The 15,393-nt window shown below is 60.7% G+C and carries 13 protein-coding genes and 1 tRNA gene; 3 read left to right on the forward strand and 11 right to left on the reverse strand.

Annotation, left to right across the window (positions count from 1 at the left end):
* Positions 1–190: 190 nt before the first annotated feature.
* On the forward strand, positions 191–847 hold the full coding sequence (locus tag ATY78_RS24420) for a sugar transferase (protein WP_088684867.1): 657 nt from the start codon (positions 191–193) through the stop codon (positions 845–847).
* A 45-nt stretch (positions 848–892) separates the two neighbouring features.
* On the opposite strand, the gene ATY78_RS24425 is transcribed toward ATY78_RS24420, so the two are convergent.
* Positions 893–1,198 carry a hypothetical protein gene (locus ATY78_RS24425; RefSeq protein WP_088684868.1) on the reverse strand — a complete coding sequence of 102 codons (306 nt, stop codon included), beginning with the start codon at positions 1,196–1,198 and terminating at the stop codon, positions 893–895.
* 365 nt (positions 1,199–1,563) lie between these two features.
* Positions 1,564–2,673: an acyltransferase gene (locus tag ATY78_RS24430; RefSeq protein ID WP_088684869.1), complete on the reverse strand. Its 1,110-nt coding sequence runs from the start codon at positions 2,671–2,673 to the stop codon at positions 1,564–1,566.
* Between the two features lie 202 nt (positions 2,674–2,875).
* Between ATY78_RS24430 and ATY78_RS24435 the strand changes: the two genes are divergently transcribed.
* Entirely contained in the window at positions 2,876–5,188 is a 2,313-nt protein-coding gene (locus ATY78_RS24435; protein ID WP_088684870.1) for a membrane-bound PQQ-dependent dehydrogenase, glucose/quinate/shikimate family, read from the forward strand.
* A 151-nt stretch (positions 5,189–5,339) separates the two neighbouring features.
* Here the strand turns inward: ATY78_RS24435 and ATY78_RS24440 are convergent, their stop codons facing one another.
* The 8 genes from ATY78_RS24440 to ATY78_RS24475 form a co-directional block, all read right to left on the reverse strand.
* Positions 5,340–6,281, reverse strand: coding sequence for a sugar phosphate isomerase/epimerase (locus tag ATY78_RS24440; protein WP_088684871.1), 942 nt, complete (start codon positions 6,279–6,281; stop codon positions 5,340–5,342).
* 78 nt (positions 6,282–6,359) lie between these two features.
* Positions 6,360–7,532, reverse strand: a complete 1,173-nt coding sequence (locus ATY78_RS24445; RefSeq protein ID WP_088684872.1) for a Gfo/Idh/MocA family oxidoreductase — start codon at positions 7,530–7,532, stop codon at positions 6,360–6,362.
* A 31-nt stretch (positions 7,533–7,563) separates the two neighbouring features.
* A complete protein-coding gene (locus ATY78_RS24450; RefSeq protein WP_088684873.1) occupies positions 7,564–8,589 on the reverse strand; it encodes a Gfo/Idh/MocA family oxidoreductase in 1,026 nt (341 codons plus the stop codon).
* A complete protein-coding gene (locus ATY78_RS24455) occupies positions 8,586–9,491 on the reverse strand; it encodes a sugar phosphate isomerase/epimerase (protein ID WP_088684874.1) in 906 nt (301 codons plus the stop codon). Before ATY78_RS24455 ends, ATY78_RS24450 begins: the two co-directional genes overlap by 4 nt.
* A 106-nt stretch (positions 9,492–9,597) precedes the next feature.
* Entirely contained in the window at positions 9,598–10,419 is an 822-nt protein-coding gene (locus ATY78_RS24460) for an ATP-binding cassette domain-containing protein (RefSeq protein ID WP_088684875.1), read from the reverse strand.
* Positions 10,420–10,427: 8 nt separating this feature from the next.
* Positions 10,428–11,426 (reverse strand): ABC transporter permease, encoded by a 999-nt coding sequence (locus ATY78_RS24465; RefSeq protein ID WP_088684876.1) that lies wholly within the window; start codon positions 11,424–11,426, stop codon positions 10,428–10,430.
* A 10-nt stretch (positions 11,427–11,436) separates the two neighbouring features.
* Positions 11,437–12,483: an ABC transporter permease gene (locus ATY78_RS24470; RefSeq protein WP_088684877.1), complete on the reverse strand. Its 1,047-nt coding sequence runs from the start codon at positions 12,481–12,483 to the stop codon at positions 11,437–11,439.
* A gap of 105 nt (positions 12,484–12,588) precedes the next feature.
* Positions 12,589–13,563 carry a sugar ABC transporter substrate-binding protein gene (locus tag ATY78_RS24475; protein ID WP_088684878.1) on the reverse strand — a complete coding sequence of 325 codons (975 nt, stop codon included), beginning with the start codon at positions 13,561–13,563 and terminating at the stop codon, positions 12,589–12,591.
* A 159-nt stretch (positions 13,564–13,722) separates the two neighbouring features.
* Here ATY78_RS24475 and ATY78_RS24480 point away from each other — a divergent pair, with 159 nt between their 5' ends.
* Positions 13,723–14,757 carry a LacI family DNA-binding transcriptional regulator gene (locus ATY78_RS24480; protein WP_088684879.1) on the forward strand — a complete coding sequence of 345 codons (1,035 nt, stop codon included), beginning with the start codon at positions 13,723–13,725 and terminating at the stop codon, positions 14,755–14,757.
* 412 nt (positions 14,758–15,169) lie between these two features.
* Here the strand turns inward: ATY78_RS24480 and ATY78_RS24485 are convergent.
* Positions 15,170–15,246: transfer RNA gene (locus ATY78_RS24485), tRNA-Met, on the reverse strand.
* Positions 15,247–15,393: the final 147 nt, after the last annotated feature.

Raw genomic sequence — 15,393 nt, forward strand, 5'->3', positions numbered from 1 at the left:
TAAAATATAAAATGCATCCGGAGCGCAGCCAGGAAATCTGTAGTTTCTCAGAAACAATATTTATTGTACTCAATAGAATACTTCAGAACACGAAGAATTCATCCTCTGATATGACCACGGTCACAGACATGAAACCTGCATTAAAACAAGCTTTGGCTGTGATTTCTGCGATTGTCTAACGGAGACGCGGATGGCGGGAAAAAATCAGGGCATCGACCGCAGCGAACCTTGGCGGGACTTTGCCAAGGTCCGAGGGGAAAGGCGTCCGTCCAATTCGTCACGATCTCACCGGATCAGCAGAATACTGAAGCGCGCCTTGGATATCATCGTCGCGGCAAGTCTCTTGTTCCTTCTGGCGCCGCTCCTCCTGTCGGTGGCAATCATCGTCACGCTAAGCGAGGGGGGGCCTGTTTTCAATTGCCATATTCGGGTTGGTTATAAAGGAAGAGAGTTCAACTGCCTCGAGTTCCGCACGGTCAGAGCCGATGCGACGCCCAATCCGCATGTGACTGTCGTCGGCGACATCCTGAGACGATCGAGCCTCGATAAACTTCCGCAATTGATCAATGTGTTGTTTGGCCGGATGAGCCTCGTCGGCCCACGCGCCGTCACGAGGGAAGAACTACAGCGCTACGGCGAACATGCCTATGCCTATATGTCCGTTCGCCCCGGCCTGACCGGCCTTTGGCAGACCGCCGGCCTCGGCGAAACCAGCCATCGGAACAATATCTCCCTCGATATCGAGTATCTCTCCAACTGGACGCTCGTTTGGGATTTCGTGATCATGGCAAAGACAATCACCGCCCTTCTTTCCCGGCACGCCTTATTGCCCAGGCTGGACTCCTAGAACCTTTCGGACGCACGACCGACGTTCCAGCATATGTCGGCCGCCTCATCCATGAGGAGGCTTGCCGGTCGCATGCGGGCGGTCGGCGATGGCGTTCCTTTTGCGGCTGCGGCGCTTTTGAATATGCCCCCATAGGGAAAAGGCGAAGAGGCCTGCCAGATAGCATATCTCCATCAGGACGAGCAGCTGAAGGCAGGAAACGATCGCGTCCGGTAGGGAAGAGCCCTTCAGCAGGATCACGACGCCCATGGCCGCGACCACCAGAAAAGCAAAAATCGCAAAGGCCCAGGCGCGAATGGTCGCTCCGGCGGCGATGGAGACGGCGACCACGATGAGCGCGCTCTTCAGCATCAATACCCCTCTCTTCACGCCTCCTTCGAGCCGTCGCCGGTCTTCAAGACACGACAAAACCCAAAGTCGAAACGAAGTTCGATCGAAGTATTTTATCGGTTACGGTTAAAATATCGCTAAAGCCCGATGGACAAGGTGTTCGACCCGCGGCGCAGAATATTCCACTATTCATCCGGAGAAGGCTTTTCCTCAGCATTTCGGCCGAAAAGATCTACCTGCTGAAGAGGATCTCACGCGGGCGACCGCCCATGCGCAACGAAACAAAGCCGCCGCGATGGCGAGCTCCGCTGATCTCTTTGTTGGTGACATACCGCGATGAACCGTCGGCCTTGGCGTCCCGTCGACGCCGGGCTGGGCGGAGAAGCCTATTTCGAGACCGCGCCGGCCAATCCCCGTCTCATGCCGTATTGAAGACGGAGATTTTCGAGCCAGGTGACCTGCTTGCGCAATTTCAATGCCGGCTTTTCGATGAATCTCCACGAAAAGGCAGCGAAGCCGGTGGCGATGATGCTGCAGACGATACCGTTCAGCCACCAATTATGCGCCCACGGCCCGAGCGCCACGAAGGCCTGCTGGATCGGGTAGCCATAGAGGAAGACCCCATAAGAATAATCGGCGCCGCGCAGGATGCCGAGTTTGGCGGGCGAGGTCAGGCCGAGGAAGACCGTGACATAGGCCATTGCCGGAATGGCGACGAAATCCCCAAAGGAAGTGAACCAATAAGCGCCGAGTATGAAGGCCACGGAGGCGAGGAAGATCCTGATGTCCCAGAGAATCTTGTCCCTGTAGAGATAGAAGGTCACCCCTGCGAGGAAAGCACAGATGAGCAGATTGCCCGATGCCGTCGTCGGCATGTTCGCCCAGTCGCTGCCGTGCTTCCAGTATCGTGCAAGAGCAAAGCCTATGATCAAGGCCGCCGTGACGACGAGAGCGATCACGCGCCGCCTGACCACGCCGAGCAGGAAAAGCGCGGCGATCACGATATAGCATTCGAGCTCGAACGGCACCGTCCAGAGCTGCCCGTTCACCATCGCGGCATCGGGATTGTCCAGGAACACGCCTGGAAGGTTGAAGTGAATGTGCCCGGTGACGTTCATCAGATAGGTAAAGAACTGCGGATCGGTGAAGTAGTCACGCAGGTCATATTCTGTATAGATCGCTCCGAGTATAAAGGCGGCCAGCAACACCTCTACCGTAAGTGCAGGATAGATCCGGATAAACCGGTTCCCCAGGAAGGAAATCAATGTCTTCGACCGTTCGAGACTGCCGGCCACCAGAAACCCGCTCAAGACGAAGAACATGGGCAGAACGGACTTCAGAAACGGTCGCAGGGGCGACTCCCAGAGAAACAGATCATCGCCATATGTGACCCGGGCCGTATGTATCCAAAGCACTGAAAAGGCCAACAGTAGTCGCATATAGTCGAATCCTGTCGGCCGCCCGTTCGCTAGATCAAGCTTTTCCCCGAGAAACATCTGTGCCCCTTTCAGAAATATTGACGCAATTTGGAATGGCAGGCTGCGACCGCAGCGCGACTGGCGCACCATTGCCGCATCGGCCTCGCGTGTCAGTGACCAGAGGTACATCAGTTAAAAATTGAACGAGCGTGGCCTCTCCCGAAGATGATGGTCGGGATGAGATCGAGACGATCGGGCATCAGATTGGATGAGGAGACCTATGAAATTTCTGGCCTTGCTTTTCTGTATCGTTCTCGCCTTTACCGGACTGGGGCTGACGGGAGCCGGCACCTGGCTGCTCAGCCTCGGCGGCTCGCCCTATTACGCAATCACAGGCCTTGCCTATCTCATCGCCGCATTTCTGCTTTGGCACCGGAGAGGATGGGGCGGCCTCATCGTCCTGCTTGCCGCGGTTTTCACCGTTCCATGGGCGCTGTGGGAGTCGGGCGTCAATTTCTGGGCGCTCTTCGCGCGGCTGATGTCGCCTCTGGCCCTGGCGGGCTTTGCGCTTTTCTTTGCGCCGTCGCTTTGCCCGACCGCCGATCGGAAGCTCTTCCATGGCGGCGCTTTCATCGCGGCGATCCTGTTCGCCGGGGGCTTCAGCCTTGCTTTCACCCCACACGGCATCATCCGCCCTCCGGCCGATATCCCCGCCTACATCGCCGCCAAGGGCGACAACTCCCCGGCCGACTGGACATCCTACGGCCGCACCACGGCGGGAGACCGTTATTCCCCCTTTGACCAGATCAACCGTACCAATGTTTCCAAGCTGGATCTCGCCTGGACCTATCGCACCGGAAAGAGCGACGGCGCCGATCAGAACACGCCGCTGCAGATCGGCGATACGGTCTACACCTGCACGCCGACCAACGTGATCGCAGCCCTCGATGCGGATAGCGGCAAGCCGCGCTGGACCTTCGATCCCAAGGCGTCGGCGCCCTATTGGCAGCGTTGCCGCGGCCTCGGCTATTACAAGATGCCGGCCGATGCCCAGTCAGCCGACGGCCTTTGCAACGAGCGCCTGGTGCAGACGACGATCGATGCCCGCCTCCTGGAGATCGACAGCAGGACCGGCGCGCTTTGCAAGGACTTCGGAGACAATGGCACGGTGCAGCTTTCCCAGGGCATGGGCGAGGTTAAAACGGGCTATTACTTCCAGACATCGGCGCCGCTGATCGCCCGTAACCTGATCGTCATCGGCGGCTGGGTCACCGACAACCAGGAGATCGGCGAACCATCGGGCGTGATCCGCGCCTTCAACGTCGTCACCGGTGAGCTCGAATGGGCGTGGGATCTCGGCAATCCCGAGACCACCAAGCTTCCGCCGGAAGGCCAGACCTATACGCGGGCGACGCCGAACATGTGGACGACAGCCGCCTTCGACGACAAGCTCGGCCTCATCTATGCGCCGCTCGGCAATACCACGCCGGATTATTACGGCGTCGATCGTCCTGCCTTCGCCGATCAATATAACGCGACATTGGTCGCGCTCGACGTGGCGACGGGCCGGGAGAGATGGAAATTCCAGACCGTGCATCACGACATCTGGGATTACGACCTGCCGGCCCAACCCGCACTGATCGACCTGCCCGACGGCAACGGCGGCACCGTGCCTGCGCTTCTACAGACCACCAAACGCGGGCAGCTTTTCCTGCTCAACCGCCAGACCGGCGCCCCGCTTGCCGAGGTTCAGGAAAAGCCGGTGCCGCAGCAAGGCGGCGCGCCGGAAGAGAAATTGTCTCCGACCCAGCCTTACTCCGTCGGCATGCCGACGATCGGCGCGGAACGCGTGACCGAGCAGACGGCCTGGGGCCTGACGATGTTCGATCAACTGGCCTGCCGCATCGCCTTTCGAAGGATCCGCTATGACGGCGATTTCACTCCGATCGGCACGCAGAGCGCCATCCAGCAACCGGGAAATCTCGGCGGCCTCAATTGGGGAAGCGTCTCCGTCGACCTGCCCAACAACCGGGTTTTCCTGAACGATATCCGCGTGCCCAGCATCTTCGCGCTCGTTCCGCGCAGTGAATATGTCGATTTTGCCTTGACGACGACGGCGCACGGTCCCTCCGCCCCGCAGCGGGGCACGCCCTACGGCATGAACACCGAGATGTGGACATCGAGGCTCCGCGTCCCCTGCACGCAACCGCCGTTCGGCACCGTCACATCAGTCGATCTGAACACCCGCAAGATCGCATGGCAGGTTCCGGCAGGGACGGCCGAGGAACTCGGGCCGTTCAAGATCAAGACCCATCTGCCCATGCCGATGGGGCTGCCGAGTTATGCCGGCACGTCCGCGACCGCCGGCGGCCTCGTCTTCTTCGCCGGGTTCCAGGACTATTACATCCGCGCCTATGATGCCGAAAACGGCGCCGAACTCTGGAAATATCCCCTGCCCGTCGGCTCGAGCGCGACGCCGATGACTTACGTCTCGCCGAAAACAGGCAAGCAATATGTCGTCATTTCGGTCGGCGGAGCGCCGTATTCAAAGGATGCCGGCGATTACGTGCTCGCCTTCAGCCTGAAAGATTGAGATTGGCTGCATCTCTAGCCCCGGATCTCGACCGGCCGGCGCAAATTGCGCACGACGCGAGCAAGACAAGATGTCTTCATTGAGGCCGCGAAATGCCGTCTAAACACGATTGCGATCGTGATCGGGCCGCTCACGCGGCCCGGATCGAAATTCACCGGCTGATGGTCGCCTGGAGCGCGTCGATCGAGGATTGGATCCCTGCCTCGGTCGACATGGTGAAGTCTTCCATCTCAAGGCTGACCCAGCCGTTATGGCCTGCCATGCGCACCACGGAGAAGAACTCCTTCCACCATTGCAGATCATGCCCGGCGCCGACGGCGACGTAGTTCCAGCTGCGGTTGGCGACGTCCGTGACCTCCTTCAATTCCAGCAGGCCGTTCACATCAGCGAGGCCGCGCTCGATGCGGGTGTCCTTGCCGTGGCAATGGTGGATCGCACCGCCGAGCGCACGTGCCGAAGCGATCGGATCGGCGCCCATCCACATGAGATGCGAGGGATCGAGGTTCATCCCCACCGTCGGCCCGACTTCGTTGCGCAGGCGGAACAGCGTCTCGGGGTTCCACACCAGCATCGCGGAGAAGTTTTCAAGCGCGTATTTCTCGACACCGACCTCTCTCGCGAGCTTCACCAGATCATGCCAAAGCGGGAAGGCTCGGTCCTCCCATTGATAGCGGTCGCGTTCCGGCATCTCCTCCGGCCAGCTCTTGGTGTAGACGAGCCAGTTCGGAACCGTATCGCCGGGCGCCGCTTCCGGAAGACCGGACATTGTCACGATGGTTTTGATGCCGATCTCGCCGGCAAGACGAATGGTGTCCTTCATCTCTTTCAGGTGCCGCTTGCCCATGGCACCCGGGTCGAGAGGATTCGCCGAGCAGTTCAGCGCCGCGATTTCGAGGCCGCGGGCCTCGATTTCCTTGAGCTTCGTTCTCAGAAGCGCCTTGTCGGCCAGGAGTTCGTCGGCGCGGAAATGCGGTGCGCGCGACCAGCCGCCGCCGGTCATCTCGATGCCCTCGACGCCGAATTTGACGCATTTGTCGAGCATGTCGGTGAAGGAAAGGTCGCCCATCACATCGGTGCAGATCGAAAGTTTCATGTCATCGTCTTCCTGAAAGAGAGGGTGGGGACGCGTCGGGGTGGAGGATTGAGGAGAGCCGGCGCGCCCCCGGGGTACTCATTTGAAGTCGACCCAGGCGGAACCCGCATCGGCCGAGCGCACGCAGTTCTCCAGCCAGCGCACGCCTTCGGTGCCGGCTTCGATGCCGGGATAGGGATGGTTCTTGAGGAAGGCCTCATCGCCACGGCGTTTGGCGTCGATCGCCTGGGCGATCCAGAGGTAGATGTTCGCCCAGCTGTCGCCGAGGCCCTCGGTATGCAGCGCACCCATGCGGTCAACCGCGAGGCTTTCCTCTTCGAGATAAGGCATGCCGTGATGCAGGGTGCGGTTCGGCTCGCCCTGCACTTCGTAGATCAACTGGTCGGGATGGGAATCGGACCATTCGATGGAGGCCTTGGAGCCGACGAAGCGATAGCGCTGCGACCCCATATTGCCGGCATTGACCGACGATACCCAGAGACGACCACGGGCGCCGTTGTCGTAATGCATGAGAACCGTCGCATGGTCTTCGAGCGGCGCGCGGGTCGGAATGAAGGCCTTGCGGTCGCAGAGCAGCTTTTCGATCTTCAGATGCGGCAGCACCACTTCCGAGAGGTAGTAGAGATGCGTGCCGATATCGCCGAGAACGAAGGTCGGGCCCGCCGTCTTTGGATTGGTACGCCATTTCACCGCTTCGCCGGCGCCGACATCGTCGCCCGCGTTGAAGCCGTGGGTATACTGCATGTCGACGATTCTTATATCGCCGAGCATCCCCTTCTTGACCATCGCCGCCATCTGATGAACCAGCGGATGGCCGGTGAAACCGTAGGTGACGCCGACGATCAGGCCCTTCTCCTCGGCCAGTTTGGCAACCTCATCGCATTCGGCGACGGTGAAGAATAGCGGCTTTTCGCAGATCACATGCAGGCCGGCTTCGAGGCATGCCTTGGTGATCTCGTAATGGGTGAAATTCGGCGTGGCGATCGAGACGACCTCGATGCCGTCCTCGCGCCCTGCCTCCCCGGCGATCAGCTCCTTGTAGTCGGCATAACATCTGTCGGCGACAACGCCGAGCTTCGTGCCGAAATCGCGTCCGCGCTCGGCGTCGAGGTCGAAGGCTCCGCAGACCAGCCGATAGGTGCCGTCGCGCAGCGCCCCGGTGCGATGCTTGTAGCCCACCTGACCGGTGCGCCCGCCACCGACCATACCCCAGCGCAGTGGGCGTGAAATCGTTCTTTCTCCGTTGATCATCTGATCATCGCTCCTGAAATAGCCTGCCGCATCATTCCGCCGCCATGGCGGCCGGAGGTCCGTAAAGGTTGGGTTTCGGTATCATTTGAACCGGCTCGAGACCGCCGCTGTCGACAGCGCGCAGGGCCGCATCTGCCACGAGCGTCGCTGCATATCCGTCCCAGGTGGAAGGACCGCTGGCCGTGCCGCCGGAGGCGGCGACGATCCATTCGCGGAATTCCTGGTCGTAGGCATCGATGAAGCGCTCCCGCCAGTCCTCGGGGATTGCCTGACGAATGCCGTGCGCATCTGAAATCACGGTTGCCGGACGGTTCGGAAGCGCCGCAACGCCCGCTTCGCAGCTGATCTCGCCGCGGATATCGTAGCCATAGGCGATGTTCACCGAGATCTCGACGTCGACGAGCGCGCCCGAGGCCATGTGCAGGAGAACGAAGACCGGGTCGCGCAACGCGCCGCCGCGCGAGGAACGGCGCGGCACGCGCACCTCTACTCCGGTAACTTCGTCGGACAGAAGCCAGCGGGAAATATCCGCATCATGCACCAGCGTGTCGTTCAGCGGCATCTCGGAGGTGTAAAGCCCTTCGGGAACCGATGCGTTGCGATGCACGGAATGGAACATCAGCGGTGCGCCAAGTTTGCCTCCGTCGATCACCACCTTGAGGCGGCGATAATCGGCATCGAAGCGGCGCATGAAGCCGACCTGCACCAGCCGCCGGCCGAAAGCCGCTTCGGCCTCCATCACACGGAGCGCCGCCATCTCGGATGTCACCAGCGGCTTTTCGCAGAAGACCGGCTTGCCGGCGGCGATGCAGGCGAGCAACTGCTCCTCATGCGCCGGCCCCCAGGAGCAGATGACCACGGCCTGCACTTTTTCCGAAGAGATCAGGGCCGCAGGGGTGGCGAACACCTCCGCCCCCGCCGGGGTGGCAGCGGCCGCCCGCACCTGGTCGATATCGGTCACACCGACGATCTCGACGCCGGAAACCACTTTCGTGAGGCGGCGGATATGATCCTGCCCGATCATACCCGTGCCGATGATGCCAACCCGAAGGGTCATTTTGCCCCCCAGTGCTTGTCGATGTAGCGCTGCATTTCCGAGCGCATGAAGGTGCCGCTCTGATCGGCCTTGTCTTCCCAGGCGAAAACGCAGGCGGTCATGATGCCGTCGAAGCCGATTTCGGCGAGCGTGCCGAAGAACTCGTCCCACGGAACCTCGCCCTGGCCGATATTCAGGTGCTGGTGCACCCGGGCATTGGTGCCGGGCGGATTGAGGATATAGCGAAGGCCGGACGAGGCCTTGTGATTGAACGTATCGCCGACATGGACATGCGCCAGCACGTCCTTCGCCTCGCGCAGCATCGCCTTGGTGTCGTCGCCGAAATAGAAGGTGTGCGGGGCGCAATAGAGGAACTTGACGCTCTTCGAATTGACCGTGCGGATGATGTCGAGCGCCGGCTGCAGCGTCTCGCACCAGTCCTCCGGATGCGGCTCGACATTGAGCTGAATGCCCTCGCGCTCGAAGACCGGCACCAGCTCCTCCATCGAGCGCCACCAGGCGTCCTCGCAGGCCTCGATCATCGAGCCGGTATGGCAGCAATAGCAAGATCCCTTGTCCGGATGCGGACCGCGGCCGAACTCCGAATTCATCGTGTCGACTTCCAGCTCGACCGCGATTTCGATCGCCCGCTTCCAGTGCTTCACCGCCGCCTTGCGCTCGGTCTCATCGTTGGAGGCCCAGCGGTACATCGGCAGCAGCGAGGCGATCCCGACATCCGCCTCCTTCAGCGAGCGCTTCAATGTTTTGATCCGCTCGGGAAAGACGCGCGGCGCCTTGAACCATTCGAGGAAATCGCCGCGTGGGGATAGCTCGATCCAGTCGTAGCCGAGTTCCTTCACCTTCCGGGGCAGTTCTTCGAGCGAGAGATGCCGATGCATGAACGGGTCGAGTGCGATCTTCATTTTGATCTCCAGATTGCGGACATGATTTTCCCTTCTCCGGCCGCCGTCTTTCTGGCCCGCCGGAAGCTGTGCGCTTGCGCTGTCTCTTGTGTGGTGCCGTCAGCCGTTAGGGTGCCGGCGGCGGCTGCCCTTCGTGGCTGGCCATGTAGGTGTCTATCTGCGCTTCGAGGCCGGCCATGGTTTCGCCGCCGGCCATCAGGTCGGTAATTTCCTCGCGGCTCTTCTCGCCCCTGCGGAAATCGGCGGCGATGGCCCCACGGATGAGCACTGCGAAATGATCGCCGACCGCCATCGCATGCATGACCTGATGGGTGATGAAGATTACCGCCAGGCCCCGCCGCTTCGCCTCGTTGACGATCCGCAGCACGTGTGCCGCCTGCTTGACGCCGAGCGCGGCCGTGGGTTCGTCGAGGATCAGCACACGCGCCCCGAAATGCACGGCCCGCGCAATCGCCAGCGACTGGCGTTCGCCGCCCGAAAGCCCGCCGACGAGACGATCGCCATCATCGATCCGGGTGATGCCGAAATCCTGCACGGCCTTGACCGCAATCTCGTTGGCCTTCCTGCGGTCATAGACCTTGAACGGCCCCCAGCCCTTCGTCGGCTCGACGCCGACGAAGAAGGAGCGACCGATCGACATCAGCGGAAATGTGCCGCCGAACTGATGCACCGTCGAGATGCCCTTTTCCTGTGCCTCGCGCGGTCCGCTGAATTCGACCGGCGCACCGTCCATCAGGATGGTGCCGCGCGTCGGTTTGTGGACCCCGGCAAGCGTCTTGATCAGTGTCGACTTGCCGGCGCCGTTGTCGCCGAGTAGGCAGAGCACTTCGCCCGCCCGGACCTTGAGCGAGATGTCGTGCAGCACGTCGATCGGACCGAAGCTCTTGTCGACGTTTTGAAGTTCAAGGATCGCAATATTGTCAGACATGGTAACGCTCACTTGTTTTTCTTCGACACGAAGCTCAGCGCCATCTGCCGGAACGTGTCGTTCATCAGGACGGCGGCCATCAGCATCACGCCGATGATCAGGTTGGACCAGTTGCGGTCGATATCGGTGAAGTAGATGCCCTGGTTGACGACGGCGAAGGTCAGCGCCCCGAGAAAGATCCCGGCGACGGAACCGAAGCCGCCCGTGAGCAGCACGCCGCCCACCACGATCGAGACGATCGTATTGAAGATGTAGTTCATGCCGCCCGAGACCTGCGCGGAATTGAAGAGGATGGCGCCGCACATTCCGACGAAAGAAGCGGCCGTGCTCGACAGAACGAAGAGAGCGATCCTCAGCCGATCCGTCGGGATGCCGGCATTGCGGGCGCTCACCTCGTCTCCTCCCATCGCGAAGATCCAGTTGCCGTAGCGGGTTGCGTGCAGCACGAAACCGAAGACCAGGGTCAGCACGAGCCACCACAGGATGATCACCTGGAATTTGCCCTGGATGAGATCGCCGAACACCGTCTTTGCCCAGGCCGGCGCATTGAGCGGGACCGAAGCGGCTCCGGTCAGAATGACCGATCCCGCGAGAACGAGGCCCTGCACCGCGACCAGCGTGCCAAGCGTGATGATCAGCGAGGGCACGCTCGTGCGCACCGCCAGCAAGCCGTTGACCAGCCCGACGAGAACGCCGATGGCAAGCGCGCCCAGCATGCCGACGACGATCGGTAACTCGTAATAGCCCGAGAGGATCGCGATCGACATCGAGCCTGCCGGGATCATCGCGCCGATCGAGATATCGAGCTCGCCCGATATCATCAGGAGGCCGACGGGTAAGGCGACGATGCCGAGATTGGCCGCGAAATTGATCCAGCTTGCCGCGCCGAAGAGCGCACCGAGGCTCACGCCGCCGAAGGCGACATAGAAGGCAATCACCGCCACGAAGCTCAACACGGCGCCGAATTCGGGACGGCGCACAAAATGTCCCATGGAAAAGCCGCTCATCTCCCCGCCCTCACTTCTTCTTCGCCGCATAGGACATCGCCATCAGCCGGAACTTGTCGTTCATCATCACGGCGAGCAGCAGGAGCGCTCCGATGATGACGCTGCCGAGATTGGGGTCGATGCCGGTGAAATAGATGCCTTGGTTGACGATCGCAAAAGTCAGCGTGCCGAAGACGATGCCGACCACCGATCCAGCGCCCCCGGTCAGGAGCACGCCGCCGATGACCACGCACATGATCGAATTGAAGATGAAGGATTGCCCACCGAGCACCTGCGCGCTTTGATAGACCAGCACCTGGCTGACGCCGACGAAAGCGGCGGAAAAGCCGGACAGCATGTAAAGCGCGATAGTCAGTCGTTCCGTCGGAATGCCGGCGTTGCGGGCCGAAACCTTGTCGCCGCCGAGAGCGAAGATCCAGTTGCCCACGGGCGAGATGTGCAGCAGCCAGAAGAACGCCGCCACGAACAAGCCCCACCAGAAGATCGTCACCTGGAACATGCCGCCGACGAAATCGCCGAGCAGCGCTTTGACGCTCGGGCTCGGCACGAGCGACACGCCGGTGCTGCCGGCGATCAGCACGGTGAAGCCCAGCGTCAGCCCCATGACGCCGAACATCGAACCGATCGTGATGATCAGAGAAGGCACACGGGTGCGGTTGACGAGATAACCGTTGAAGAAGCCGACGATGAGCCCGACGCCCAGGCCGGCGGAAATGCCCACAATCTCGGGAAGGCCGTAATGGCCCGATATGATCGCCATCGTCAGCGATGCCGCCGGAATGACTGCGCCGATCGAGAGATCCATTTCACCCGCGATCATCAGGAGCCCGATCGGAAGGGCGACGATGCCGATCTCGGCGGCGACGTTCAGCCAGCTCGCATAACCCGCTGAAGACAGGAAGACCGTGCCGCCGACCAGGCCGAAGAAAACGAACACCGCGACCAGCCCCAACAGCGCGCCCGCTTCGGGACGGCGGGAAAGCTGACCGATCGTCGCTTTGATATCTTGGCCGCCTGAAGGAGCGGAGGAGGCAAGGACACTGTTTCTCGTGTTCATTTGATACCACCAATGAAGCCGTTGACCGGTAGCGGTCGGCGCTTTTTGGAAGACGTGAAGCCGCCCGTGTGAGGGACAGGCGGCTTCACGACACTCAGCCGAGCCTCAGCGGGCGCCGGCCTTCACACCCGCCAAGGTGGCGTCTACGTTCGAAGCGTCGATGACGCCGGGACCGGTGAGGATTTCGCGGGTCGGTACGGTAAGCCCGTAATTGACTTTGCCGTTGAGGATCGAGACTGCGAGATAGCCCTGCAGATATCCCTGCTGGTCGACGGCGCAGAGTTGCGTGCCGCCCTTGATGTTGTTGAGGATGGTTTCATCCATATTCATGCCGCAGACTTTCACCTGCCCCTGCTTGCCGGCCTGCGTCACGCCGTTGACCGCGGAATTCGTGTCGACATTGCCGATCGCAAACACCGCGTTGATCTCGGGATGCTGCAGAAGATGCGCTTTCAGCGCCTGGGCGACGGCGGTCGCCGAACCGAAGGAGGTTGCCGGCAATGGCAGAGACGAGCCGGCGCCGCCGCCTTCCGTGACACCTTCGATCATGCCCTTGCAGAAAGCTTCGATGTTGGCCGCGCCAGGCAGCGTGTTCAGGCAGACGGCGTTCTTCAAGTCGTGCTTGGCGAAATAGGTGCCCGCGGCTTTGCCCGAGAGATAATCGTTGGAGCCGACATAGTTCATCGCACCGAGGCGATCGGCAGCTTCGATGCCGCCGGCATTGTAGATGACCAGTGGAATTTTCTTGTCGACGACTGCTTTGAACGCCGGGTCCATGGCCTCCGGCACCCAATCCGGACCGACGATCGCATCCGCGCCCTGATCGATGGCCTGACGGATCAGCTCAGCCGCATCGACCCCGAGATTGTCGTAGTTCTGAGGACCGAGCCAGACGACCTTGCCGCCCTGCGCCTCCACGACCTTGCCGGCATCCTCGGCGCCGCGTTTTACGATCGACCAGAACGGATCGTCCGGTTTTCCGCCCACGACGAAAATATTGGCGGCCATGACGGCCGATGCGACGCAGGTGATGATGGCGGCAGCCGATACGGTTGCCGCGAGACGGCGAAATTCAGTCATCTCAGTCTTCCTCCCTTGGCCCGCCTCCCTGGCGTGACCGTGAGAGAAACATATCACCGCTTGAAATTCTCGAAATATGAAATCATACTAAACATGCATAAAGTATCATAGCATATCAATCATAATGACATTATGGTTTTGACGATGAGGGGAGCAATCATGCGGCGGCCAACCATCACCGATCTTGCCAAAGAGGCAGACGTCTCCATCGCGACCGTGAACAGAATTCTCGCCGGAAGCGCCTCCGTCAAAGGCACGACGGTGCAGCGTGTCCAGGCGGCCGCGGAGCGGATCGGCTTTTACGGCGCCGGCGCAATCGAGGACCGGCTGCGCAAATCGGTGCCGAAATACCGGCTCGGCTTCCTGCTGCAGCAATCGAGCCGTGAGCTTTACCAGCTCTTCGGCAGGAAGATCGTCGAGGCATGCCGGACGCGGCGCGACGAAGTCGTCGACCCCGTTATCGACTTCGTGGATCTGCTGACGCCTGAGAATATTGCCGGCCGGCTCAAAGCTCTTGGTGCCAACTGTGACGCCGTCGCCGTGATCGCCGCCGATCACCCCGTCATCGCCCAAGCCATCCGCGAGCTGCACGAGAAGGGCAAGCCTGTCATTGCCTATATCACCGACCAGTCCGCACGGGAGAGAGCGGCTTACGTGGGAGCCGACAATTGGAAAATGGGACGAACGGCGGCATGGCTCATCTCGCAGATGACCCACGGGCCTGGACGCATAGCCGTTTTCATCGGCAATCACCGCTACCAGTGTCAGGATGTCTCCGATGCGAGCTTCCGCTCCTACGTGCGCGAGCACGCGCCACATCTGACCATCGAGGACAGCCGCCCCACGCATGAGGAGCCGAACGAAGCCTATAGGATGGTTAGGGAATTGCTGGCGACGACGGACGACCTCACCGGCATCCTGATCGTAGGCGGCGGCATCTCAGGCGTCTTGCGGGCACTCAGGGAAGTTCCGCCGGAGCGGCGCCGAAGCATCCGCCTCGTCTGCCGGGACATCGGCCCGGAAACGCGTAAGGGCCTCTCGGAGGGAATGATAACCGCAGCCCTCTGTCATCCGCTGGAACAGACGTCCGCGGTTCTCGTCCAGACAATGATCGAGACGATCACGCAAGGCGCATCCGGCAGCACCATCCAGCGCACCATCGCCTTCGAAATCGTCACGCCCGAGAATATGTGAGATCCTGGGGGAAAAGGCTTTCACGCCCAGGCCAATAGCCGTCCTTGAGGAATTGTTGGCCCCGATCACCGGACGACAGGTCCTAGAAACGCAAAAAGCCCGCCTTGATGGCGGGCAATTTGATTGGTTTCGTGTTCATGATTTGCAGCGTTCGCTTTGCTCACCCTTCAGGTTATGGTGAGCTTTAGCGAACGACGAGCTACCGATGGCCAGCGAAGATGAAGTCTTCACGCCAGCGATAACCGATCTTGCTGTTCCGGAAGATAAGAGGGAAGATTTGGTTGCGGGTGCAGGATTTGTAGTTTTTCTGTCCCTCTGCGTCGGCTTTGCCTCCTTGGGGCCCCCTGATGAGGGGTTAAATCCTCGACCCGTTACCCAACAAAAAGCCCGCCTTGATGGCGGGCTATTTGTTTGGTTGCGGGGGCAGGATTTGAACCTGCGGCCTTCAGGTTATGAGCCTGACGAGCTACCGGGCTGCTCCACCCCGCGCCATGCAAATCGTTGGATTTGCTTATTTCATCATAACACGAAAGGCCGCTTTGCGGGCGGCCCTTTTTTCGGCTTTGGGCCGTTGGTTTGTTTTGAGAAGATTATTTAGTTGCGTTTTGCAGACCTGGCAGCGACCTACTCTCCCGC

Origin of the sequence: Rhizobium sp. R635 (assembly GCF_002211285.1) — a bacterium.
Lineage (GTDB): Bacteria > Pseudomonadota > Alphaproteobacteria > Rhizobiales > Rhizobiaceae > Rhizobium.